Origin of the sequence: Microbulbifer sp. HZ11, from assembly GCF_000708675.1 — a bacterium.
Classification (GTDB): domain Bacteria; phylum Pseudomonadota; class Gammaproteobacteria; order Pseudomonadales; family Cellvibrionaceae; genus Microbulbifer.
On record NZ_JELR01000002.1, the window covers coordinates 1 to 24209 of the forward strand.

Annotated in this window: 17 protein-coding genes and 1 tRNA gene; 1 reads left to right on the forward strand and 17 read right to left on the reverse strand. The window is 57.3% G+C overall.

Features of this window, described 5'->3' with window-relative positions; translation table 11 throughout:
- Positions 1-596: 596 nt before the first annotated feature.
- The 14 genes from AU11_RS07930 to AU11_RS07995 form a co-directional block, all read right to left on the reverse strand.
- Positions 597-686: transfer RNA gene (locus tag AU11_RS07930), tRNA-Ser, on the reverse strand.
- Positions 687-908: 222 nt separating this feature from the next.
- Positions 909-1103 (reverse strand): carbon storage regulator CsrA, encoded by a 195-nt coding sequence (gene csrA / locus AU11_RS07935; protein ID WP_010131831.1) that lies wholly within the window; start codon positions 1101-1103, stop codon positions 909-911.
- Between the two features lie 215 nt (positions 1104-1318).
- On the reverse strand, positions 1319-2557 hold the full coding sequence (locus AU11_RS07940; RefSeq protein ID WP_043318529.1) for an aspartate kinase: 1239 nt from the start codon (positions 2555-2557) through the stop codon (positions 1319-1321).
- Between the two features lie 156 nt (positions 2558-2713).
- Entirely contained in the window at positions 2714-5326 is a 2613-nt protein-coding gene (gene alaS / locus AU11_RS07945) for an alanine--tRNA ligase (protein WP_043318532.1), read from the reverse strand.
- Positions 5327-5387: 61 nt separating this feature from the next.
- Complete coding sequence (locus tag AU11_RS07950; RefSeq protein WP_043318533.1) at positions 5388-5750, reverse strand: histidine triad nucleotide-binding protein; 363 nt, start codon at positions 5748-5750, stop codon at positions 5388-5390.
- Positions 5751-5805: 55 nt separating this feature from the next.
- On the reverse strand, positions 5806-5991 hold the full coding sequence (locus AU11_RS07955) for a Trm112 family protein (RefSeq protein ID WP_043318535.1): 186 nt from the start codon (positions 5989-5991) through the stop codon (positions 5806-5808).
- A 185-nt stretch (positions 5992-6176) separates the two neighbouring features.
- Positions 6177-7655: a glycerol kinase GlpK gene (gene glpK / locus AU11_RS07960; protein ID WP_043318538.1), complete on the reverse strand. Its 1479-nt coding sequence runs from the start codon at positions 7653-7655 to the stop codon at positions 6177-6179.
- A gap of 169 nt (positions 7656-7824) precedes the next feature.
- Positions 7825-8424: a regulatory protein RecX gene (locus AU11_RS07965; RefSeq protein ID WP_231491758.1), complete on the reverse strand. Its 600-nt coding sequence runs from the start codon at positions 8422-8424 to the stop codon at positions 7825-7827.
- Between the two features lie 2 nt (positions 8425-8426).
- Positions 8427-9458 (reverse strand): recombinase RecA, encoded by a 1032-nt coding sequence (recA, locus tag AU11_RS07970; protein ID WP_043320223.1) that lies wholly within the window; start codon positions 9456-9458, stop codon positions 8427-8429.
- 164 nt (positions 9459-9622) lie between these two features.
- The gene (locus tag AU11_RS07975) at positions 9623-10144 is read right to left on the reverse strand and encodes a CinA family protein (protein ID WP_043318540.1); all 522 of its coding nucleotides are present in this window, start codon (positions 10142-10144) and stop codon (positions 9623-9625) included.
- A gap of 71 nt (positions 10145-10215) precedes the next feature.
- Entirely contained in the window at positions 10216-11148 is a 933-nt protein-coding gene (locus AU11_RS07980) for a MaoC/PaaZ C-terminal domain-containing protein (RefSeq protein ID WP_081848015.1), read from the reverse strand.
- Positions 11149-11268: 120 nt separating this feature from the next.
- Entirely contained in the window at positions 11269-13455 is a 2187-nt protein-coding gene (locus AU11_RS07985) for a prolyl oligopeptidase family protein (protein ID WP_043318544.1), read from the reverse strand.
- 188 nt (positions 13456-13643) lie between these two features.
- Entirely contained in the window at positions 13644-15014 is a 1371-nt protein-coding gene (locus tag AU11_RS07990) for an SLC13 family permease (RefSeq protein WP_369797803.1), read from the reverse strand.
- Positions 15015-15037: 23 nt separating this feature from the next.
- On the reverse strand, positions 15038-16669 hold the full coding sequence (locus tag AU11_RS07995; protein ID WP_156035224.1) for a hypothetical protein: 1632 nt from the start codon (positions 16667-16669) through the stop codon (positions 15038-15040).
- 156 nt (positions 16670-16825) lie between these two features.
- Here AU11_RS07995 and AU11_RS08000 point away from each other — a divergent pair, with 156 nt between their 5' ends.
- Entirely contained in the window at positions 16826-17710 is an 885-nt protein-coding gene (locus AU11_RS08000) for a zinc-dependent peptidase (RefSeq protein ID WP_081848016.1), read from the forward strand.
- On the opposite strand, the gene AU11_RS18050 is transcribed toward AU11_RS08000, so the two are convergent.
- The 3 genes from AU11_RS18050 to AU11_RS08015 are packed head-to-tail and all read right to left on the reverse strand — an operon-like array spanning position 17601 to position 24153.
- Positions 17601-18266: an NTP transferase domain-containing protein gene (locus tag AU11_RS18050; protein ID WP_197023804.1), complete on the reverse strand. Its 666-nt coding sequence runs from the start codon at positions 18264-18266 to the stop codon at positions 17601-17603. The two genes, AU11_RS08000 and AU11_RS18050, sit on opposite strands and share 110 nt — an antisense overlap.
- Before the next feature lie 47 nt (positions 18267-18313).
- A complete protein-coding gene (locus tag AU11_RS08010) occupies positions 18314-22330 on the reverse strand; it encodes a translocation/assembly module TamB domain-containing protein (RefSeq protein ID WP_043318552.1) in 4017 nt (1338 codons plus the stop codon).
- Positions 22331-22332: 2 nt separating this feature from the next.
- Positions 22333-24153, reverse strand: a complete 1821-nt coding sequence (locus AU11_RS08015; protein WP_043320226.1) for an autotransporter assembly complex family protein — start codon at positions 24151-24153, stop codon at positions 22333-22335.
- Positions 24154-24209: the final 56 nt, after the last annotated feature.

The window sequence follows — 24209 nt, forward strand, 5'->3', positions numbered from 1 at the left end:
AGCAAGTGCTTTTTGCAGACTTCTTTGAAGCGCGAAACCGTTATAAATCAACGCTTTCCAGCCTCTCGACCACCGCCCTGGGTGACCGTTGAAGTGGCGCGCATTATAGCGACCTACTCCACCTTGGCAAGTGCTTTTTGAAATTCTTTTCGGAGTAAAACTCTCAGAAAATCAAAAGCTTACCTTGCCATCTCGCCGCTGTTTGCGTTGCCGCTCAAGCAGCGAGGGCGCGAACTATACGGGGGTGACGGAGGGCACGCAAGGGTTTTGTGAAGTTTTTTTGGTTGGAGGTTATGGGTGTCAGGGATGGAGCTTTTGTGGGCCCCACCTGGGTCAGTTCGTTACCCGTAGAAAGCTGATGCCCAGCTCAACCGCAAACCCAAAATCGGCTTCGTCCTTTTGTAAATAACTTAAGTAGAGGAAGCCGCCTCCGGGCGGGATGGACTCAAAACACGCTCAGGCGTGTTCTTCCCCTTCGGGCTCGGCTGCGCCTCGGTCTCAACTCGCTTGCGCGAGTTGATCGAACCCGCGAGGGTTCTCCCCCCTCACCGCCATACAAAAAAGGCTCCATGCTTTCGCATGGAGCCTTTTTTGTATGGCGGTGAGGGAGGGATTCGAACCCTCGATGAGTTTAACCCCATACGCCCTTAGCAGGGGCGCGCCTTCAGCCACTCGGCCACCTCACCGTATAACTTTCCGCCCTGCTTTGGCAGGGCCACAACAACCGCGAACAATTGGTCTTGGCTGCTGAAAGTGAGCGGCATCATACCAACGGCGAAGCAAAAATCAATGGGGAATCAATAACTTTTTGGGATTTCTTCATCGATGCTCACAATTCATACAGACGCAAAAAAGGCCGCTTTGCGGCCTCTTTCTCATCGACAAAAGCTGTCACTCAGGGACAGGTCTCAGTCGGCGCTCCCCTCGCTGGAGGATTGCTTTTCACGCTGGATGCGCTGATAAATCTCTTCACGGTGGACCGCTACTTCTTTCGGCGCATTGACTCCGATTCGTACCTGGTTGCCTTTCACACCCAATACGGTAACCGTCACATTGTCACCAACCATCAGTGTTTCACCGATACGGCGGGTTAAAATTAACATTACCTACTTCTCCTTGATCATCCTGTGATTTGGTACGACCGGTTATCCCTGGCCCGCACCTTGGGCCATAATAACCCGAGATCGCTGCAAACCGAGAACCTTGTCCGTCACTTTATTCAGTATTGCCCAGACGCAGAAAATCTCAACACGTCGTACCATGCGCCAAACAACCGAATTGCTATGGTCGTCAGCAGTATCCATCACTCTGGTTATAGTTACGCAGAGGCCTTCGGTTCCGAGAGCTCAAATGCGCTGTGCAGCGCACGTACCGCAAGCTCAAGATAGCGCTCGTCGATAATGACCGAAATTTTGATTTCGGACGTAGTAATCATCTGGATATTGATATTGTCTTCACCCAGCGCCTCGAACATGCGCGAAGCCACATTGGCATGAGAGCGCATGCCCACGCCCACAATGGAAACCTTGGCGATCTTGTCGTCAGATACCACTTCGCGCGCGCCAAGCTCGCTGGCCACCCGCTCAAGCACCTTACGCGCTTTGCCGAGATCATTGCGATGCACGGTAAAGGTGAAGTCGGTGGTGCCGTCGATTGCACTGATGTTCTGCACTATGACATCGACTTCGATGTTTTCCGCACCTACCGGCGCAAGGATACGGCAAGCCACTCCGGGGGTATCCGGCACACCGCGAATTGTCAGTTTTGCCTCGTCGCGGTTGAACGCTATGCCGGAGACTACAGGCTGTTCCATATCGTTGTCTTCCTCATCCAGACTAATCAGTGTGCCGTTGCCGTCCTCAAACGTGGAAAGGACACGCAGGGGGACTTTATATTTTCCCGCAAATTCAACCGCGCGGATCTGCAGTACCTTTGAACCCAGGCTCGCCATTTCCAGCATTTCCTCAAAGGTAATGCGGTCGAGACGACGGGCGCTATCCACAACCCGGGGGTCTGTCGTGTATACACCATCAACATCGGTGTAAATCTGGCATTCGGTGGCATCAAGCGCTGCAGCAAGGGCAACACCGGTGGTGTCAGAGCCACCACGCCCCAAGGTGGTGATATTGCCCTCTTCATCCACCCCCTGGAAGCCAGCCACGACAACAACCTTGCCAGAGTCCAGATCCCGACGCATACGCTCTACGTCGATGCGCTGAATTCGGGCTTTGGTATGAGCGTTATCCGTAAGAATCTTGACCTGGCCACCGGTGTAGGAGCAGGCGTCGTAACCACGCTTCTTCAGAGCCATACTCAACAGCGCAATGGTGACCTGCTCACCCGTGGAAACCAGCACGTCCATTTCCCGGGGATCCGGGTTTTCCTGGATCTGGCTTGCCAGGCCGATCAGACGATTCGTCTCCCCGCTCATGGCGGAAAGCACGACGACCATATCGTGGCCCTGGGCCTTGAAGCCCGCCACTTTGTCGGCCACAGCCTCGATACGCTCGATGGAGCCTACCGAAGTGCCGCCGTATTTCTGCACGAACAAACTCATCGCTCTAGTGTTCCTTACTACCTTGGTGCGCGGTACCAGATCCGCGGGAGTCGCGCACTAAATCACCAATCTTTGGTCAAATCAACCGAAAAATTGCGAGTTTCGACGAAAAACCTTCTTTTGGTTGCCTGGCGTCGAAATAATCGGCGCCTGCTTTTACTTGATATTGTTTTCGACCCACTGGGGAATGGCTTTAAGTAGTGCCGGCAGTGCTGCCACATCAGTACCACCACCCTGCGCCATATCGGGGCGACCACCGCCCTTTCCACCGAGTTCGCCTGCGGCATAACGCATCAGGTCCCCCGCAGCCAGGCGACTGGTGAGGTCCTTGGTCACGGCTGCGACCAGCGCCACTTTGCCATCACCGGGAGCTGCCAGTAGCAAGGCGCCGCTGCCGAGCTTATTTCTCATCTGGTCGGCCAGATCACGCAGAGATTTGGCATCCGCACCTTCAATTGATGCGGCGAGCAGTTTGATACCGGCAACCTCCACCGCCTGACTGGACAGATCCCCGCCTGCGCCGCTCGCAAGACGGGTTTTCAGGGTCGCGAGATCCTTCTCCAACTTGCGATTGTTCGCCAGCAACTGCTCAACCTTCTCGGCCAGATTCTCTGGCCGTGCCTTAAGCAGGGCGGCCACATGATCCAGGCGCTGTTGCGCCTGATCAAACAGGGCCAGTGCGTGCGCCCCGGTCACCGCCTCGATACGCCGCTGACCCGATGCGATACCACTTTCGGCCACAATGCGTAGCAAGCCGATATCACCGGTGCGCGCCACATGTGTACCGCCGCACAACTCAACAGAGAAGGCGCCGGAATCACTGCGCTCGCCCATGGTGAGAACACGCACGGTATCCCCGTACTTCTCACCGAATAGCGCCATGGCCCCCTTGGCTTTTGCGGTCTCAATGTCGGTTTCTTCCGTTTCAACGGGCGTATTGGCGCGAATCTGACTGTTCACCAGCGCTTCGATAGCGCGCAGCTGCTTGCCGGTCACAGCTTCTGGATGAGAAAAGTCAAAGCGCAAACGCTCTGAGTCCACCAGGGAGCCTTTCTGCGTAACATGCTCACCCAGTACCTTGCGCAATGCTGCGTGCAGCAGGTGGGTCGCCGAGTGATTCAGCGCCGTCGATTGACGGACATCACCAGCGACTTCCGCGTTTACCGGCGCACCTACTGCCAGACTGCCAGACAACAACTTGCCCTGGTGCAGATGATGGGCCCCATGCTTGATGCAATCTCCCACCTCAAAGCGGCCGGTATCAGACTGGAGGTAACCGCTGTCACCAACCTGGCCTCCTGACTCCGCATAAAACGGGGTGCGATCCAACACGATGGCTGCCTCTTCACCTTCCTGCAGCGTGTCCACCACTTCACCATTCTTGATAATGGCAACTACCGTACCCTTATCAGAAACTCGATCGTAGCCAAGAAATTCCGTCGCCCCGTCCAGGTCCAGATTATCGGTGTAATCCTGCTTGAATTTACCCGCCGCACGCGCCCGTTCACGCTGGGCATTCATGGCTTTTTCGTAGCCGTCCATATCGAGGGTCAGGCCACGCTCTCGAGCAATATCCTGAGTCAAATCAGTGGGGAAACCGTAAGTATCGTGCAATGTGAACACCAGCTCGCCCGGCACTTCACTCCCGTCAAGAGATTCAAGTGCTTCATCCAGCAATGCCAGACCTTTATCCAGCGTCTTGGCAAACTGCTCTTCTTCTTTGCGCAGGGCACTTTCTATCAGCGACTGCTTCTGTTTCAGTTCGGGATAGGCCTCGCCCATCTCCGCAACCAGAGCAGCCACCAGTTTGTAGAAGAAAATCTCCTTATGCCCCAGCTTGTGCCCGTGGCGCACTGCGCGGCGGATAATGCGACGCAGCACGAAACCGCGCCCCTCATTGGAGGGCATCACACCATCGGCGATCAGGAACGAACAGGAACGGATATGATCGGCAATTACCCGCAGAGATTTTTCCTCGGTATCGCTGCAGCCGACCACCTCGCCGGCGGCTTTCAGTAACGCCTGAAACAGATCGATCTCATAGTTGGAGTGCACCCCCTGCATAACCGCCGCAATGCGTTCCAGCCCCATACCGGTATCCACCGAAGGCTTGGGCAGCGGGTGCAACTCGCCATCGGCCGAGCGCTCAAACTGCATGAACACCAGGTTCCAGATTTCAATATAACGGTCGAGGTCATCATTTTCGGAACCGGGAGGGCCACCGGGCACATCAGCACCGTGGTCGTAAAAAATTTCCGAACTTGGTCCACAGGGGCCGGTATCACCCATCTGCCAGAAATTGTCTTCATCCAGGCGCGAGAAGCGGTCGGCACTGACACCAACCTCTTTCAGCCAGATATCTGCCGCTTCATCGTCACTGATATGCACAGTCACCCACAGACGTTCCTCTGGCAACTTGAGTTCCTGGGTCAGGAACTGCCATGCGAACTGGATAGCTTCACGTTTGAAGTAATCGCCAAAACTGAAGTTACCGAGCATTTCAAAGAATGTGTGGTGACGCGCGGTGTAGCCAACATTTTCCAGATCATTGTGCTTCCCGCCGGCTCGCACACAACGCTGGGAGCTGGCAGCGCGAACATACGGGCGCGACTCCTGACCGAGGAAAGTGTCTTTGAACTGCACCATGCCGGCATTGGTAAACAGCAGTGTCGGGTCATTACCCGGCACCAGGGAGCTGGATGGGACACGGGTGTGCCCCTGCTCGGCGAAATAATTGAGAAATGCTTCGCGTATCTGTGCGCTCTTCATTCAGGCTGTTTCCACATCGTCGGTAAATTCTTATTGGCTACGTTATTGCGCGGCCAACCATTCAATCTCGCAGGTCTTCAGCAAGACCCTCTTCTGGCAGCTGGCGCTGGGCCAGCAAATGTATATGTAGATGAAACACCGTTTGGCCGGCTCCGCGGCCGTTGTTCACCACCAGTCGAAAACCGTCTTCCAACTCAAGGCGCTCTGCCATTTTCGAAGCCACCCACATCAAATGGCCGAGCAATGGCACATCTTCTTCGCGGGCATCAGCCACACTGACCAGGGGTTTACGGGGGATAATCAGCAGGTGCGTCGGCGCCTGGGGCGCGCGATCTTTGATGACAATGCACTGGTCGTCCTCATACAGACGCGGTGCTGGAATCTCCCCGGCAATAATGCGACTGAATACACTGACTTCTTCCATGTCCCCTCCTGACACTACCTACCCCAACAGCGCTGCCAAATTGCGGCGCGACCGGCTACTTTTCCAGCTTCTCATCCGCTGTCAGCTGGCGCGCTTCGGACTCCAGCATCACCGGGATACCATCACGCACCGGATAGGCCAAGCCGCTCGCCTTGCACACCAGCTCCTGCGCCTCTTCGTGATACTCGAGAGGTGCCTTGCTGACAGGGCAGACCAGTAAACTCAGTAATTTCTTATCCATGTCGATCTCGGTGTTTCACTCAGATAGCGCCCACCGCCCTGAAAACGGGATGCCCCGGGGCTTGGCAGGCAAAAATGACCGCGTATGGTACAACGCTTTTTCAGGCTTTTCACGAATGATGGGAGAATTCACCGGGGCTCGGTTGAACCACAGGCGGTAGGCAACAGGCGCCGAATGGTACGGCGCTAGAAGCTGCGACAGGCGGCCACGGCCTTGCGCCAACCCTGCAGATGAGACTGGCGAGTCTGTACAGACATCTGTGGCAGGAAGTCTTGCTCTATGTCCTGCAGAGAGTCAGGCAGCGCACCGTATTCCCACAGACCAGCCCCCACACCGGCCAGGAGCGCTGCACCCACGGCGGTAGATTCTATCTGGCGCGGGCGCTCGACTCGCAGACTGGAAATATCCGCCTGGAACTGCATCAGAAAATTATTCGCACTGGCGCCGCCATCGACCCGCAGGCATTGCAATTCGACATTCAATGCCCGCGCCATCAGCTCAGCCAACTCATGGCTCTGAAATGCGATCGACTCGAGCGTCGCACGCACTATTTCTGCGCGCCCCGCCCCGCGGGTAAGCCCGAACAGCGCACCACGAGCATCCGTATCCCAGTGCGGCGCCCCAAGGCCACTGAAGGCAGGCACCATATATACTCCGCGGGTACTGGGAATGGACTGTGCCAGCTGCTCTGAGTCTGCTGCGTGCTGGATGATTCCCAGATCATCACGCAGCCACTGCACTGCCGCGCCCCCGTTGAATACGGAGCCCTCGATCGCGTATTGCGGCTGGCCCGTTGCATCACAGGCAACCGTAGTGAGCATCCCCTCTGGCACCAGCGGACGACGCTTACCGGCACTGGCGAGCATAAAACAACCGGTACCGTAGGTGTTTTTCATACTGCCCGGCTGAAAGCAGCCCTGCCCATAGAGGGCCGCCTGCTGGTCCCCTGCCACTCCACAAATAGGTACGCGGGCCCCGAAAAAGGTCGCAGGATCAGTAACACCAAAGCTGCCCGCTGACGGCCGTATTTCCGGCAGAATCGCACTGGGACATTCAAATAATGCCAAAAGCTCACTATCCCACTGATGCCGGTCGACGTCATACAGTAGAGTTCGGCTGGCATTGGTGTGGTCGGTGAGGTGCTGACGGCCGCCGGTTAAGCACCAGATCAGCCAGCTGTCGATGGTGCCAAAGCAAAGCTCCCCTGCCTCAGCGCGGTGGTACAGATCCGGTGACTCGCGAAAGATCCAGCGCAATTTGCTGGCAGAGAAATAGGCATCCAGCAGCAAGCCCGTTTTTGCCCGTACCATCGGCTCGGCGCCGGCCCTACGCAAGTCACCGCAGATACCCGCGGATCGGCGACATTGCCACACAATGGCAGGGTGTACCGGCTCACCAGTGGCCCGATCCCACAGGACCGTGGTCTCGCGCTGATTGGTTATTCCAAGTGCGCTCAACGCTGACGCGTCGATTCCGGCGCGCTGTAGCGCCGCCGCACATACTTTCAACGTCACCCGCCAGATTTCACTGGCGTCATGCTCCACCCATCCGGGTTCGGGATAATACTGGGAAAATTCGGAGTAACTGCGGCCACGCAGTCTGCCTTCGGCATCAAAAACAAACGCGGTGGTACCGGTAGTACCCTGATCTATGGAGAGAATCATACGAGGCGCCAGCTCTGGACTTTTTGTTATTCACGATCGGCAGCCCCACAGTGATCGTGGGCTCCGGCTAAAGCCAGTATATACGCTGTGGGGACCACCCTCCTGGCGGGCGAGCGCTGTAACGGTCCGCCGCTCCCTCTATCCCATTTCATGTGGAACCTTTTGTGACTCAGTCTTGCGGGCTATTCAGCTCTTCAATAGCGTACTGAATCGCATCGCCAGAAAAGCCGCGATAAGCGAGGTATCGTTGACGCCGCGCGCGCTCTTTAAGTTGCTGCTCCCGCGGCTGGGAAAGATCGAGCGGCTGACGGAACTTACGCTGTAACTGTTCGAGAGCAAGCTCAAACCAGTCAACCTCCTCTTGCAGGGCCTCCATTACCTCCTGAGCGAGCACACCGCGAATACCGCGAACCTGCAATTCCTGCCGAATGCGTATCGGCCCCTGCCCACGACTGACCCGGGAGCGGCAGAAAGTTTCCGCAAAGCGCCGGTCGCACTGGTAGTTCAGCTCCTGCAACCGCTGCAGCACGCTATCAAAGTCGGCTTCAGGGTGTTTGGGGGCCAGCTTTTGCCTGAGCTCTTCACAGGAGTGCTCGCGGCGGGCAAGCAGTTCCAAGGCGTGATTGAACAGCGCCTGAAAAGTATCAACTGGCCTTTCCTGTGGCCGACCACCGGGACGGGATTGAGGTAGGGAGAGAGAGGAGCCTGGCGACGGGAGTTCGCAGTCAACACTGCTCCCGCCGCCATTAGAATTGCGCAAGAAAGACAAGATCAGTCTTCCGCAGCTTCCACTTCTTCGGCCGGGGCCGGAGTCACGTCACCGAGGAGCTGGGCACGCAGCGCGGATTCGATCTCATTGCGGATATCTTCGTTTTCCTTGAGGAACTTCACCGCATTGGCCTTGCCCTGGCCAATCTTGTCGCCCTTGTAGCTGTACCAGGCACCGGCCTTGTCGATCAGGCCCATTTTTACACCGTAATCGATAATCTCGCCAAGCAGGTTAATCCCCTGCCCGTACATGATCTGGAACTCGGTCTGCTTGAACGGCGGAGCCACCTTGTTCTTCACGACCTTGACCCGAGTCTCGTTACCAACCACTTCATCGCCTTCCTTCACGGAGCCGATACGGCGGATGTCGAGGCGCACAGAAGAGTAGAACTTGAGCGCGTTACCACCGGTGGTGGTTTCCGGGGAGCCGAACATCACACCGATCTTCATACGGATCTGGTTAATGAACACGCACAGGGTGTTGGTGTTTTTGATGTTACCGGTCAGTTTGCGCAGGGCCTGGGACATCAGGCGGGCCTGCAGGCCTACGTGGGAATCGCCCATTTCGCCTTCAATTTCCGCGCGCGGAGTCAGCGCTGCTACGGAGTCGACGATGAGCACATCTACCGCACCGGAGCGCACCAGCATATCCGCGACTTCCAGAGCCTGCTCACCGGTATCCGGCTGGGAAACAATCAGTTCATCCACATTCACGCCAAGCTTTTCGGCGTAGATAGGGTCCAGCGCATGCTCCGCGTCCACAAAAGCACAGGTACCGCCTTTGCGCTGGGCTTCGGCGATCACCTGCAGGGTCAGGGTGGTTTTACCAGAGGATTCAGGACCATAGATCTCTACAATACGACCGCGCGGCAGGCCGCCGATACCCAGTGCCACGTCCAGACCAAGAGAGCCGGTGGAGATCGCCGGGATGCGTTGCCGCTCCTTGTCTCCCATACGCATGACGGTGCCCTTGCCGAACTGGCGCTCGATCTGAGATAACGCCGCCTGTAAAGCCTTGTCTTTGTTGGAGTCCATGACCTTTCCCATATGTACCTGAAATTTGCTGTGTAATAACTGCTATGGGAAGGGAGCTTAGAGAAAAATTACTGTATAAGCAACCAGTAATCGGGAATGGGGAGTATTCGGGACCTCTGCGCGCGCACCTGGCACCAGTGTGCAAAAAAGTCAGGGACAAACGGTCAGGCGGGATGGCTGCGGGTAATCTCCAGCAGGCCCTTCAGGGCTTCGGTCACGGTCTGAGCCTGTATCTCGGCACGGCTTCCGTTGAAGTGTACTCGCCGGGCCTCAACAGAGAGCGGTTCCTGACCGTCCACGTGGGCCCAGGCAATCCAGACGGTACCCACCGGTTTGTCGTCGCTACCGCCATCGGGGCCGGCGACACCACTGACAGCCACCGCCAGATTGGCGTCCAGGCGATTGAGCGCGCCCACTGCCATCTGCCGCACCACGGGCTCACTGACCGCACCAGTGGTATCCAGGTCGTGCTGGTCGACACCGAGAAAACTACGCTTGATCCGGTCTGCGTATGACACTATGGCGCCATCAAACCAGCTGGAAGAACCAGCAACCGCAGTAATCGCCGCAGCGATGGCGCCTCCGGTACAGGACTCAGCGGTAGTCACCCGCCACCCCAGCCGGGTCAACTCTTCACCCAGCTCAAGCGCAAGATCCAGCCGCTGCTTATTGTCACTGTCCGTCATGCTTCCCTTGATTCCTACTGCTGATTCCTACTGCGATTTTTACTCTGCCACTGCGGTAAAAGCCTTGCCGGCTAAAGAGGCTCCAGTAACCCGTTCAGATACTGGGTCTTGCCACTGTCATCGGCCACACGGAATACCGTCGCCCCGGCACCAGCCTGAGACTGGAAGCGCACCGATGACGGTAACGGCACCGGGCGTTTGAATTCAACACTCTGCCTGAAGCTCTCGGGCAGGCCGGACCGCCGTTCCAGAGAAGCGAGACAAGCCGCCTTGGTCCACATACCGTGAACAATGGCGCTGGAAAAGCCAAACAGGCGCGCCGACGACGCAAACAGGTGAATCGGGTTCCAGTCGCCGGACACCCGCGCGTAATTGCGCCCCGCCGCCTCCGGAATATCCCAGCTGTCGCCGCCGTGGCCACTCATGCCCTGAATGTCTTGTGGCAACAACACCAGTCCCGACTGCAACGGCTTGTCTTTTCCACTGTGTCGGGCGCGGCTCAGCATGACGCTCTCGCACTCCCATACCAGGGTACCCGCCACACTGACCCGGGTAGTCAGTGCAAACTCATAACCCCGCTTCACCGCAACCGGTGGCAGCAGATCACAACGGATATCCAGTGCCTCATCAGGCGCGATGGGGCGGTGCTGCGTAATCTGGTTGCGCAGGTGCACCAGGCCAAGGATCGGAAAGGTGAATGCATCGGACACCAGTAACTTCAGGTGCAGCGGCATTGCCAGAACAAACGGGTAAGTAGCGGGCAGCTGGCCCCCTGCAGCAAAACCGCACACATCGCGATAGGCACGCAGGCGCTCCACATCCACCTGCTGCCCCCGCAGGCTGACACTGGCCAGAACCGTATCTCCCTGGCTAGCAGAAGCCTTCTTCTTACGGGCAGTCAGTACGCGAAAGTACAGGGGGAGAATGGCCGGGCGGGTGCTCAGCTCAATCTGCAAAGGGGTAGACCGGTCCGTTGCCTTTGGCACAGCATTAAATCTCGGCATAAATCTTGTGGCTCCAAATGATACCTCGCGACGGGAAGCTGGACCAGCTGGTCACACCCCTCCCGTCAAGCCATTATCTTGCCCCCGATTCATGCCGAAACGATGACAGAAATCGCGGGGTCAACTTCCCGGCAGTTCGGAGATCCCCATATTGAACAGGGTAAACCCGAAAATATCCGCATACTGTTCGATGGTCTTGGATACGGGGGTACCTGCACCGTGGCCCGCATTGGTCTCGATACGAATCAGCGTGGGGGCCGGGCCCGCCTGCTTGCTCTGCAATTCGGCGGCAAATTTGAACGAGTGCGCCGGCACAACACGGTCATCGTGATCGGCCGTGGTGACCAGCGTGGCCGGATAACGCGTATCAGCCTGCACATTATGTACCGGTGAGTACTCTTTCAGGTACCGGAACATTTCTTCGCTCTGTTCCGCAGTGCCGTAATCGTAGGCCCAACCGGCACCTGCGGTGAAGGTGTGGTAGCGCAGCATGTCCATCACCCCCACTGCGGGCAGCGCCACTTTCACCAGATCCGGGCGCTGGGTCATTACGGCGCCGACCAGCAGGCCGCCGTTGGAACCACCGCGAATCGCCAGATAGTCACTGGAAGTGTAGCCCTGCTCGACCAGGTATTCACCCGCAGCGATAAAGTCGTCAAACACATTCTGCTTCTGCAGCTTGGTCCCGGCATCGTGCCAGCGTTTGCCGTACTCACCGCCACCGCGCAGGTTCGGCACCGCGTAGACACCACCCAGTTCCAGCCACACTGCATTGGCAATGCTGAAGGACGGGGTCAGACTGATATTGAAACCGCCGTATCCGTACAGGATGGTCGGGTTCTTGCCGTCCAGTTTCAGGCCTTTCTTGTGGGTAATCATCATCGGCACCTTGGTGCCGTCCTTGGAGGTGTAGAACACCTGCCTGGATTCGTAGGCCGCCGGATCAAACTGTGCGCCGGACTCGCGGTACACACTGGACTCCCCCTTGTTCACGTCGAACGCAAAAATAGTGGAAGGCGTTTTGTAGTTGGTAAATGAGTAATAGAGAATCTCGTCCGCATGCTTGCCACTCAGGGAAGAAGCGCTGCCCGGCCCCGGCAAGGCAATTTCACGCACCTGCTTGCCGCTGTAATCGTACTGATACACCTTGGAAAGGGCATCCACCATGTATTCCGCGAACAGGTAACCACCACCGGTTGAAGCGGTCAGTACGTTCTCGGTTTCACCGATAAAGTCCTGCCAGTTTGCCGGAGCAGGATCTGCCGCATCAACGGTGACGACCTTCTTGTTGGGCGCTTCGCGGTTGGTGACCAGGAACAGTTTGCTGCCCTGATTATCGAGCACGTAGGTATCGGAGTCGAAATCAGTCAGCACCGGCACCAGCGGCGCATCGGCCTTGGACAGATCCTGGATAAACAGGTCATTGCCAGAGGTTGACGTCGCTCCGGAAATCACCAGGAAACGGTCATCTTCGGTGACATAACCGGAAACGTAGCGGCGTTTCTCTTCCTCGCTACCACCAAATACCAGAGTGTCCTTGGACTGAGGCTGGCCGAGCTTGTGGTAGTACAGCTTGTGCTGGTCGGTTTTCGCCGACAGTTCGCTGCCTTCCGGCTTGTCGTAGCTGGAGTAGTAGAAACCTTCGTTGCCTTTCCAGGAAATACCGGAGAACTTCACGTCCACCAGCGGCTCTTCGAGCACCTTCTTGGATTCCGCATCGATGATGTAGATCTTGCGCCAGTCGCTGCCGCCTTCGGATACGGAATACGCCGCGATGGAGCCGTCTTTGGAGAATTTCAAGGTCGACAGTGACGTGGTGCCGTCTTCACTGAAGGTATTGGGGTCGAGAAAAACCTCCGAATCCCCATCCCCTTTTTTCCGCCAGACCACATACTGATTCTGCAGACCATCGTTGCGGTAAAAATAGGTGTAGTCACCCTCGGTAAAGGGAGAGCCCACTTTTTCGTAGTTCCACAGTGCTTCCAGGCGCTGTTTGAGGGTATCGCGATAGGGAATCTGCTCCAGATAACTGAAAGTGACCTTGTTCTGCGCCTTCACCCATGCCTCGGTCTCATCACTGCGGTCATCTTCCAGCCAGCGGTAGGGGTCAGCCACCTCGGTGCCGAAGTAGGTATCGACCACGTCATCTTTACGGGTCTGGGGGTAAGTCAGCGCAGATTCGACTACGGAAGGCACATTGGCCGTTTCAACGTCACTCATGGATGTCTCTTTTTTGCTTGCATCCGGGGACTCCCCCGCGCAGGCCGCCAGCACACCGGCCATCGCCAGGATGGTTATTTTTTTCACGTTTGGGACTCCTTCCGGTCGTCAACAGAATCATGGATAAGCCGACTAGGAAACCCAATTCACGTCAGCAGATCAAGGGATTCGGTGTTTTACAAAACAGACCTTCTTTTTTGCAGGCAATCAGGATAAATAGAGGTCAATAAATCTATAGCCCAACAAATATACAGTCAAATACTCCGCAGGGCCGGCTAAACCAGCATTACCCAGCAGACCCCGGCAATGATCAGCGACGCGAGCACGCTGAGCATAGCCCCCTCCCGTACCATTTCCTGAATGCGGATTTTGCCGGTGCCGTAGGCGATGGCATTGGGGGCTGTGGCCACCGGCAGCATAAAGGCACAGCTGGCGCACATCGCCGCCGGAATCATCAATACCATTGGATCAAACCCCGCGCTGCTGGCAACTACCGCGAGAATTGGCATCAGCAGGGTCGCGGTGGCGGTATTACTGGTGATTTCTGTCAGGAAAGTAACCGAGAGGCACAACAGAATCAGCATCAGCCACAAGGGCATGGACGTGAGGAAGGTCAGCCCCTGCCCCATCATGTCACTGAGGCCGGATGCGGCGAACCCCTTGGCGATGGCTATACCACCGGCAAACAGCAGCAACATGCCCCAGGGAATGCTTTCCGCGGTCTGCCAGTCGAGCAGGCGCCCGCCCTTGCCATTCGGCACCAGGAACATCAATACCACCGCAGCCAAAGCCACAGTGCTGTCGCCGGCATTCGACACGCCTAACAGTTCACTCCAGCCACCAAACGGCTCGTTGCGAGTCACCCAGAACAGAATCGCCACCGCAAAAACCACCAGGGTGCGCACCTCCTCCGCGCGCCATGCCCCCACCTTGGGCGCCTCCAGAGATTTGCGCAGCTGAATACCCCGAGTCAGCCACAGCGCCATCAGCGGCAAGGTGATCAACACTACCGGCAAACCGATCTTCATCCAGCTGGCGAAGCTGAACTCACGTCCGGTCACTTCCTCATAGATTCCCATAAAAATGACATTGGGCGGCGTACCCAATGGACTGCCTACCCCCCCCAGACTTGCGGCGTAGGCGATTCCGAGTATCAGCGCAACAGTGAGGCGGTGATTGTTCACGCGGGAAAGGATCGCCAGAGCGATGGGCAGCATCATCAGTGTGGTGGCGGTGTTGGAGATCCACATGCTGAGCAGCCCCGCCGCCAGCATAAAACCCAACACCAGCCGGCGACCGCTGGAAACCCCCACTAGCCGCAACATATACAGTGCCAGCCGCTCGTGCGCACCACTTTTTTCCAGTGCCTTCGACAACATAAAGGCGCCCATCAACAGCAGTATCACATGACTGCCGAGAGACGACGCCACCAGCTTGTGATCCGCTACACCAAACACCGGTAGCAGCACGAACGGCACAATCGATGTCGCAGGAATCGGCAGAGCTTCGGTGATCCACCAAATCACCGTAAGCAATGTGATGGCAGCAGTAACCGCAGGCAGGTAAGCCATGCCCAACGCGGAGAGCAACAGATAAAAGCCCGCGCTCAGGATCGGCCCCAATAGGATAAACAGGGATCTCGACATAATGATTCTCTTTTTTATTGTTCTCAGTACTCGGGGTCAGCCACCGCGACCGGGCTTTGCTGCGGCGGTGGTGCCGGCCTTGACTCGGATTCGGGTTCAGCGACGGCCGGGCGGTGCTTTTTCAGTACCAGATCAGAAACCTGCCATTGCGGGATCAACGCACCATCCGCATCACGCCCCTCGATATTCCAACAGACGACATTCACCTGAATGTCATCGACACTATCGCCAGGCTTGAACCCCAGCGTCACAAAGTTGTTGTTGCCGTTTTTGTGTGCCCGGGGTTTCTCACATGTCTCCTCGTGCCGCCAGTAGTGCACTTTCGCACGAATATCATCGGTCGGCCTGTCGGGGAAAAACTCCGGTGTCAGATCGCGGGCGGCGACAGCACTGGGGAGACAGGCAAGCGGCGAGGAAACCACCTCCACCACTTGCTTGCCGCCCAGATCCATTCGGGCAAATCGGCTGAAATGCACATCACCGGCCAGTATCAGAACATCCTGAGGACAGTCGCACAGTGCCCGCACCAGATCCTGGTATTGGCCGGTATCCGCAAGAGAGTGATCCCCAAACCCCAGGCGCACCAGCAGGGATTTTCCTATACCCGGTTTGCGAAATTGCCAGCGAGCCAATAAGGGCGCCGGTAAAACGAGTACACCTGGACGATCAAGCGTTCTCAGCCATTGGATCACCTGCGCAAAGGTTGCGTCGTCCGTGAAGCGGCCGTCTCGACCCACGCCCCGCTGCAACCGGGTATCCAACACAAAGAAACCCAGAGAATCGCTGACATCAAACTGGCTGAAGTAACCATGTCCCGGTGACTGATACGCATCGAATAATTTTCGTGCACAGGCTTCCCAGACTCTGCGTACTTTTTGCGGCCACAGCACTGGCAGGAAACCAGGAGGATTGGGGTAGTCATTCCAGAACTCGTGGTCGCCGGCAAGAAAATAGTGCATTCCGCAGCGCAACTTAGAGCCGAGCCCTGTCCGCCAGTTATCCCGATATTCTTTGGAAAATACTCGATTGAGTTTGCGGCGGATGGTCTGCCGCGAACGCAGTGCCAGTGGTGAGAAGTTACGGCTGCCAAAACCCGGGATAACACTCAGGCCACTATTGGAGAAAGCGGTATCCAGATAAACCTGGTCACCGCCGAGAAAAGAGACCTGGGGACGATGCTCAGCCGGCAGTGCTGCCATGGCGCGCGAAAATGCCCCCCTGTCGGCAGGACGATAAAAACAGGTGCCATACCAGACATTAAAACCCTGCGCGAGAGAGACCGGTAGCCCGGCACATTCTGCATCTGCTACGACTTGCGCGACCTCGCTGTCATGAACGCCCCGCCGCCAAAGGGACAGACGATAGTGCAAACCGGCCTGTAGCCGCACCTTTACCAGGGAATAACGCAGATCCACAGCACGGCGGTCAAATACCACGGGAATATCCCGGCAGCGGGATTCCTGCGCGAGGTCCCCGGGTGCTCCCGAGGGTTCCATACGCAACCAGTATCGAGACGGTGAAGCCGTGGCTTCGAAATTGGCAACCCAGATGCAGCCGGTATTATTCCGGTCATATCCGTGAGGTACCAGCTGATACCGCGTATTTACCGCAATCTGCTCGCAGGAATTACTCCCCATTCCTGCCATTTCAGCCAAACCTTTATTCGCCCCCGCGAATTGAATACCCGTATCCATGCCCCAATCATTTCCCTAAGCGCATCTTGTTTTCAGTGGCGCCAACTCTGACGCGGGCAACATGGTCGCAGAATTTCACCGGAGGTCAATCTTCCACCTGGTGCAAGGAAATACAGTGTGAATGGCTTTCTAATCGTCATAATCCTCGCGGTGCTGGCCTGGGTGTTACCCGTTTTGTGGCAACGCTGGCGACGGCGCTACCTGCGTTCCCGCCCCCTGACGGCCCAGCAGGAATATCTGCTTTGCACTACCCTGGCGCTGTACCCCTATCTCCCCGCGCCACGTCAGCGGGAGCTGAAAGAACATATCAGCCTATTCCTACGTGACAAGGAGTTTGTCGGCTGTGACGGCCTGGAAATTACCGAGGAAATCCGTATCGCCATCGCCGCCCACGCATGTCTGCTACTTCTGGAGCGTGCCAACAATTGCTATCCCAACCTGAAAACTGTTCTGGTTTACCCGGATTCTTATGTGGCCGAAGAAACCCGCCACCACGGACATATACAGTCTTCCCATATGAGTGCCCGGGCCGGTGAGGCCCACTACCGCGGCCCGGTGGTGTTGTCTTGGGGGGACCTACAGCGGGGCCTGGCTCAGCCGCAACACGGTCACAATGTAGCCATCCACGAATTTGCCCACAAACTGGATGAAGAAGACGGCTATGTGGATGGTCGTCCACCCTTTGAGAAAAGGGCCGATGGAAAAACCTGGGCACCGGTGATGCGGGAAGCATTTGCAGAACTGCGCCAGCGCCTGCAGGCGCTACATGGCGAAGCGGAAATGGCGGAAGGAGAGCCGTCGGTGGGGCTCGCGGAGAAACCTTCGGTACTCGATACTTATGGCGCGCAATCGCCCGCGGAGTTTTTCGCGGTGGCCACTGAGGCGTTTTTTATCATTCCGACAGCAATGGAAGCGGCGCATCCGTCGCTGTATCGCGAGATGCAAAAATTTTTCCGAACAGATCCGGCCGCATTGCTGCGTGGAAGTCATCCGGCCGATTGATATCGCAGTTTATCGCCGGATCGGAAACGTCCATATCAACGACGCCATCGGCAAAAATTCTCAATAGCTTTTCCATCCCGGTGTTGCGCATACGCGCCAGCGCCGACAGATACTTGCGGCCAATGGCAATAGGGTAACCGCGGGTACCGGCACATACCGGCACGCAGATAGTATCTTCGCTCGAGGATTGCAGCAGGCGAACAAGGGTTTCCGACTCCACGAAGGGCATATCCCCCAGGCACACCAGTACCGCTCTGGGATTGGCGCCGGAGCGTTGCAGCTGCTCTACGATATGCGCCAGACTCGCACCGATTCCGACAGGCCATACGGGTGCGTGCAGCACCTGAATCGGCAGCTTTTTCAGACCATTGGCAATTACTGGATCACGCGCGCGCAAAACAACCTGAACCGACGCATCTTCAAAGGCACTGGCCGCATCCATGGCGGTCTGCAGTGTACGCAGCAGCATGGGTTCGCCGTGAATACTCGCCAGACGCTTGTCACTGCCAAACCGGTGGGAGTAACCGGCGGCTAAAACCGCGACTGAATATTCCATTTTGTTTTCTCCCATCGCTTTTTTTGGTGTTCAATTTATATAGCTGCTCAGTAATCCTTCTTCCACTGCAGCTCCACACTTCCGGCACCGCTTTCGTTGTTGTCTGATGACTTGAAATCCAGACGTAGGTTTTTGCGCAACTCGATCTGCATCTCCGCACGCCATGGATTCAGGGGATCGGTGCTGCGCTGCAGCTCCAGATAAATACGACTGGTGATGTATTTCCCGAGGCTCAGGGAGTACTGATCTTCGCCACTTTCGGTAGCTTCAGACTCGAAGTCCAGGGTGTCAAGACCAACCAGGTCGCGGGTACTGGCAAGGGGGTCGAAACCAGTGCCACCCGTCTGCAGGGTCCGCACCACGCTCACCAAACGCACAGCCTGCAGGGGTGAGATATCCGTCAGAGATTTGCCAAACAATAACTGGGCGAAGATTTCATCCTGTGCCGCAGCGGGATCCGAACTGAATTCAATTTTCGGGTCATCAGTGGTGCCGGAAATTTCCGCGGTTATCTCACCTTCCGTATAGGTATGAACTCCCTTTACATAAATCGCGGCCACATTATTCTCGAACTGTACCTGCCCTTCCTGCAGCTCGAACTTCTTGCCCAGCAGGTCAAACTTACCGCGCACGATACTGATGGTGCCCGAGGCCTGTGGATTGGCAGCGGTACCCGCAATATCCACAGTCCCCTTCAATTCAGAATCGAGCCCCAGGCCTCGCACATACGACTGCTGATCCAGTACCACCTGAATGGCCAGTGCGATATTTTCCATCAGAGATGGACCACTGGGCTCCTCGGTCGTCCCGTCGACCTCCACTTCGATCACGTCGATTTCCGGTACGCTGCTGCCAATAAAGTGCTCCACCTGAATGGCCAGCGGGCGCAGATTGAGAGTCCCCGCGAGGGCCGCATCAGTGGTGTCACCAGACAATCGCAGATCGCCGCTGACCGCTCCCTTGGCACCGGGCATGTTCAACAGGTGTGCATTGCGGGCAACGAGGGAAAAGTCCAGGGTGGCGGGCTCCGGGCCGTTGAAGCGCACAGCGCCTTCCAGCTCTACCCGGCCGCGCTCCCCGTCGCGGGCGCTGGCTTCCACCACGCGCCAGGCATCCGGAGCCAGCTCGGCCACAAATACTATCTGGCGCAGTCGGGTGTTACTGGGGCGGTGCTCGTAGTAACCGTTGCGGAGGTTGATGCTGCCGCGGGCATTGGGGGCACCGCTATTGCCATCTGCCGACAGGTTAAAATTCAGTTTGCCGCGCATGGTGTGAATTTCCGGGTCGAACAGGGCCCCGAGAGTGGCCAGGTCTGCCTCGCCCCGGGCATCAAAATCAATCGGCAGCGGTGGCGACTCCCCTGGCAGTCTGTCGCGGAACAGCTGCTCCAGAATTGGCGCGATCGCGAGTCTGGCGCGGGCATCGGCGGCTTGGCGACTGCCATGACTGGCCCCGAGCTGCATCTGCAGGTTTTCCGCTACGGTTTCCCACGTCAGAGACAAAACCAACGGAGACTGGACCAGGGCATCGTCCCGCAGCGCCGGTGCACGGCCGGTGACCCGCAGTTCCCCGGCGAGATTGGGCTCGCGCGGCGTACCGGATGCGGTCGCGCGCAGAGAAAGCTCACCATTTTCAGTGATGTCGCCACTCAACCACTCCTCGAAGTCCGCCAGCACCGCCTGTGCCTGCAGCTCCAGGTCCAAAGCCTGTTCACTCAAGGTGCCATCGGCGGTGAGCTGGTTGCGCCCTGCCCACAACAGTTTTACTTCCGATAAGGTAACCGCCGCCTGTCCATAACTCACATCCCCCTGAATATGCCAGGGTTCCCCCTGAAATTCCCCGAGCCCGAGCACGTTCACACTGGCTTCCGGAGACTGGAATGGCCCGGTGAAATTTCCGTCAAGGCTGAGTTCACCGCGCAGAGAAGGAGGCAGGTTTACCCCGACTAATTCCGCCAGCCCCAACGGAATATTGCGCCCGGCCACACTGCCATTGGCTCGCTGCGCCTTTGGCTCAACAACGCCATTGAGCTCCAGCCAGGCATTGCCTCGTTGACGCGCCTGCTCCGCGTCCTGCGCCAGTGCCGCCGCACCCACGAGCCGCTCGCGGGACTGGCCCGCTGATTCCGCCGCAGGCTGCCGGAGGGGATAGTCCTCTTGCGGCTCCACCACCTCATCGGGCCGCAAGGACTGTTCGCGTGCGAACGTTGACGCTCCCGCAGCGACCTGGCCGCGATACAGGTCCAGGCGCAAACGGTCGAAGGTGATGGCCTGGGCATTGCCGGCAGCGCCGCCACGCAGGCGATATCGGTACTCCCGATAGTTTCCGTCCGAGGAAAGCTGCGCAGACATTTTCGGGTTGTCCCAGGGGCCACTCACCGATACCACCGCATCCAGATCAACCTGAGTACCGGGGTCCACGGGCACGTCAAATTGTTCCGCCGGCTGCAAGCCTCGGGCGGCCACGTCCAGTTGCGCCTGCAGGGCTTTGCCTTTCACATCCACCTCGCCACTGCCACTCACCCGCAGCCCATCTCCCTCCAGCAGCAAATCCTGCACGGCAAATTTCTCCGGATCGCCGGTGACATGCCCCTGCACCTTTGCGGAAAACTCCTGGTATTGCACCGCAGTGGATAACTCTACGGCGAACTCCGGATTCACCCAGGGCCCTTTCGCAGAAACCTGTAAGCGTTCCACGGTTCCGTCTAACTCCGGCGGGATTTCGATCTCGCGGGTCTCCTCCAGGGCACCGAGAATACTGCGGATTTTCACCAGCGGAAGTGGCTCCAGCCTGGCGTTGAGGTCGATGGACTCCCCCTTGATGTCCACCAGCCCCGCAGCTTCCACTTTCGCGTCGGCCAGTGACAGCTGAGCACTGCGGATATGAATATCGTTTGCGACAGTTTCCACCTGCGCTGTCAGATGAATCGGTTGCGCCTGATAACTTGTGCGTAATTCAACGGAGCCATCCGCATTCGGCAAGGTCAACGGCCCCTTCACCGCAAGATCGGCAGAAAGCCAGCCACCTTGCAGATACGGCTGAAACGGCTGAGTGATCGCCACCGGTAACCGGTTCAGATTGATCTGCAGGTCCATGGCTTCACCACTCACCCGCCCACGAATGTTATGCCGCGTGTCATCTACGGTCAGAATGAGCCCCTCTGTAGAAACCGACCAGGGAGACAACACCACGTCACTCTTTCCACTCAAGCCAAAGCGGTGGCGAACCAGAGGTAAAGAAAAGCGGGCAATCGTGACCTGCAATCGATTACCCCCAGAGAGTTGCAACAGCAATTCACCGTTGGCGTCCAGCCCATTCCCCTGCGGCAACTGCAGGGTTCGCCCCAGAAACCCGCCCGCCAATTCATTGGCAGACAGAGTGAGTTGATACTGTTCCGTGGATTGCATTTGCCCGTTCAGGCGCAGGTGAAGTTCGTGACCGCCGTGTTCGGCAATATCCAACATCAGCTCCGACGGCTTGCCCGGCCAGCGATAACTGCCGCGGCCGTTCACCGCCACAATCGGAAAGTCCTTGAGGTTACCGTCAATCAGAGTGAGACGATCGACCGCCAGTCGTTCGAGCCAGATAGCCGGCACGGTCGCGTCGTCCACCTCTTCGGCGGCGTCCTCAACCTCCTCTTCACTGACGTGATCCTGCAAATATTCTCCCAGTACCAGGTTGTCGAACAGGAACGACTGCGCACTGATTTCAGGAATATGAATCTGATTGTGTAACAGTGGACGCAACGCCAGGTGTAGGGTGAGGTTTTTTCCCTCCACCATGATGCGCTCCTTGTAGCGCACCTCGAGTAAATCGAACGTCCACTTACCCCACTTGGGGCTGCGCAGACCCTGCTCACGGATTTCGAGATCTGGCAGAAAGTAACGCGCTACGGACAGGCCACCACGGGTCAACAGCTCGCGCCCGCCCTCAGAGCCGAGCAGAAACAGGCTGAATATCAGCGGCACCAGTAGCAGTAACGCAAAGAGAGTCAATCGCGGTCGGTTTGCCCAGAGTCTGCGCCGGGGGGAGCGCGGGGCTTTGGCAGAGCGGGAATCAGCCATGGTCAGAATGCCTGTCCCAGGCTGACATAAATCTGATAGGCGCTGTCGTCCAGATCTTCACGACGATCCAGTGGAAAGGCGATGTCAAAGCGCAGGGGGGCAAACGACGTCATATAACGCACGCCGATGCCAATTCCCCAGTAGAGATCATCAAAACTCGGTTGCGGGTCCGCGTAGGCATTCCCCCCATCTACAAACAGCACACCGCCCCAGGTCTCGGTAAAGCGAAAGCGCCCTTCCACGGAAATTTCACTGAGGCCTCGCCCGCCAATAGGGTCAGACAGAGTTGGGGGTTCACCGGCGACCGTCGATGGGATCAGGCGCCGTGGACCGAGGGCCTGATAGGCATAGCCACGCACAGATCCGCCGCCGCCGGAATAGAAGCGTTCATCCGCAGGAATATCCAGATTGTCGATACCACTGATTACCCCCGCCTTGATGCGTACCGCCAATGTCGGGTCAAAACGGATATCATCGCCCGTAAGGTAGCCCGTGCCCACCAGGGTATTCTTGACGAACCGTGTACTGCTGCCCTTCAGGTCAAAATAAGGGCTTACCTCCAATGCCACGGTGGCTCCGCGGCGGGCATCCAGCAGGTTATCGGTGGTATCGATTTTGATACCCAGGGGAAACGAAAGCAGATTGTAATTCTCGCTCTCTTCGCCCTCTTCCTGCACCTTACTGAACTTCAATTCACTACCCACACTGAACGTTCGGTGCTTGGTATGCCGCCGGGAAATGGTACCGCCGATGGTGACGGATTCCGCCTGATAGGATTCCCGATCTTCATTGGATGCCTCAGCGGTGGCCGCCAGATCCTGGTCATCGCGGAAAAAGCGCGGCACCAGTAATTCGCCTTTCAGAGACTGCGTGATTTCGCTGACCCGGGTCTCCACTTCAATTTTTTCCCCGCGCCCGAGAATATTGCGGTGCTCCCAGCCCGCCGATACACCCGCGCCCTCATCAGAGGCATACCCCACTCCCAGGCGAATCGTACGGTGCTTGCGCTCGATCACCAGAAAGGTAACGTCCACCACCCCATCGTGGGGCTCAGATACCTCGGCATTGGCGCCGGCAATAAGGTTTGTGCGCAACAGGCGCAGCTTGGCAGCATCCAGTTTGGCGCGGTTAAAGCAGTCACCCGGGGATAATTTCAATCGCTTGCGCAGGTAATCTTCATTAACGCTGGTGGCCCCGGCAATACTCAATTCCCCAATATGCACTTCCGGGCTTGGTGCCACGCGATACACCAGTCGCGCGGCGTGTTCGCTGTGGATAACGGTCGCCTTGTAGTCCACATCCACATTCAAAAGGCAGGCGTTGTCCGCAAGATAGGTTTCGATTCTTTTGACCCCTTCAGACACCTTTACGGCTTCCAGAGGGTCCCCCACCTGTAGACCAACGCCGGGAAAACCCGCACGCAGGCGTGGCGGCATGTCGATATCGAGGGATTTGATCCGAAACTGACGCCCAGGTACCACGCGATACAGAATCTCGCCGCCGGTAACCGACTGGCGCACCCGACCATCGTAGTAACCGCGAGAGCGCAACAGTTTTTCCAGGGTTCCACGCTCATAGCGTGCGACGTCGTGGGGGTCCTCGTAGGATTTGAGAACACTACTGGACTTGCGTTGCTCGTTCAGCTGATCTTTCAGCCACTCATGCAGTTCACGGTTTTCGAGCACCCGGACTTTGAATTTGGGCAATCGGTCGAAAAAGGGAAGTGCAGCGGCAGGCTGCGGCAAAAGCAACAACGCCGACAACAGAACGCCAATTACGAGTGGTATGAATTCCGCTCCACGAGCGGGTAAAGAATCGCGCAAGACAAAAATCCGTTTGCCAACCATCCCTACTGCGACGCCGGGAGACCCAAAAAGTT

What these genes read in the sequence shown, in the direction of transcription:
- csrA (WP_010131831.1), bottom strand. Translation starts at nt 1,103, where the DNA reads ATGTTAATTTTAACCCGCCGTATCGGTGAAACACTGATGGTTGGTGAC.
- AU11_RS07940 (WP_043318529.1), bottom strand. Translation starts at nt 2,557, where the DNA reads ATGAGTTTGTTCGTGCAGAAATACGGCGGCACTTCGGTAGGCTCCATC.
- alaS (WP_043318532.1), bottom strand. Translation starts at nt 5,326, where the DNA reads ATGAAGAGCGCACAGATACGCGAAGCATTTCTCAATTATTTCGCCGAG.
- AU11_RS07950 (WP_043318533.1), bottom strand. Translation starts at nt 5,750, where the DNA reads ATGGAAGAAGTCAGTGTATTCAGTCGCATTATTGCCGGGGAGATTCCA.
- AU11_RS07955 (WP_043318535.1), bottom strand. Translation starts at nt 5,991, where the DNA reads ATGGATAAGAAATTACTGAGTTTACTGGTCTGCCCTGTCAGCAAGGCA.
- glpK (WP_043318538.1), bottom strand. Translation starts at nt 7,655, where the DNA reads ATGATTCTCTCCATAGATCAGGGTACTACCGGTACCACCGCGTTTGTT.
- recA (WP_043320223.1), bottom strand. Translation starts at nt 9,458, where the DNA reads ATGGACTCCAACAAAGACAAGGCTTTACAGGCGGCGTTATCTCAGATC.
- AU11_RS07975 (WP_043318540.1), bottom strand. Translation starts at nt 10,144, where the DNA reads ATGACGGACAGTGACAATAAGCAGCGGCTGGATCTTGCGCTTGAGCTG.
- AU11_RS07980 (WP_081848015.1), bottom strand. Translation starts at nt 11,148, where the DNA reads ATGCCGAGATTTAATGCTGTGCCAAAGGCAACGGACCGGTCTACCCCT.
- AU11_RS07990 (WP_369797803.1), bottom strand. Translation starts at nt 15,014, where the DNA reads ATGTCGAGATCCCTGTTTATCCTATTGGGGCCGATCCTGAGCGCGGGC.
- AU11_RS18050 (WP_197023804.1), bottom strand. Translation starts at nt 18,266, where the DNA reads ATGGAATATTCAGTCGCGGTTTTAGCCGCCGGTTACTCCCACCGGTTT.
- AU11_RS08010 (WP_043318552.1), bottom strand. Translation starts at nt 22,330, where the DNA reads ATGGCTGATTCCCGCTCTGCCAAAGCCCCGCGCTCCCCCCGGCGCAGA.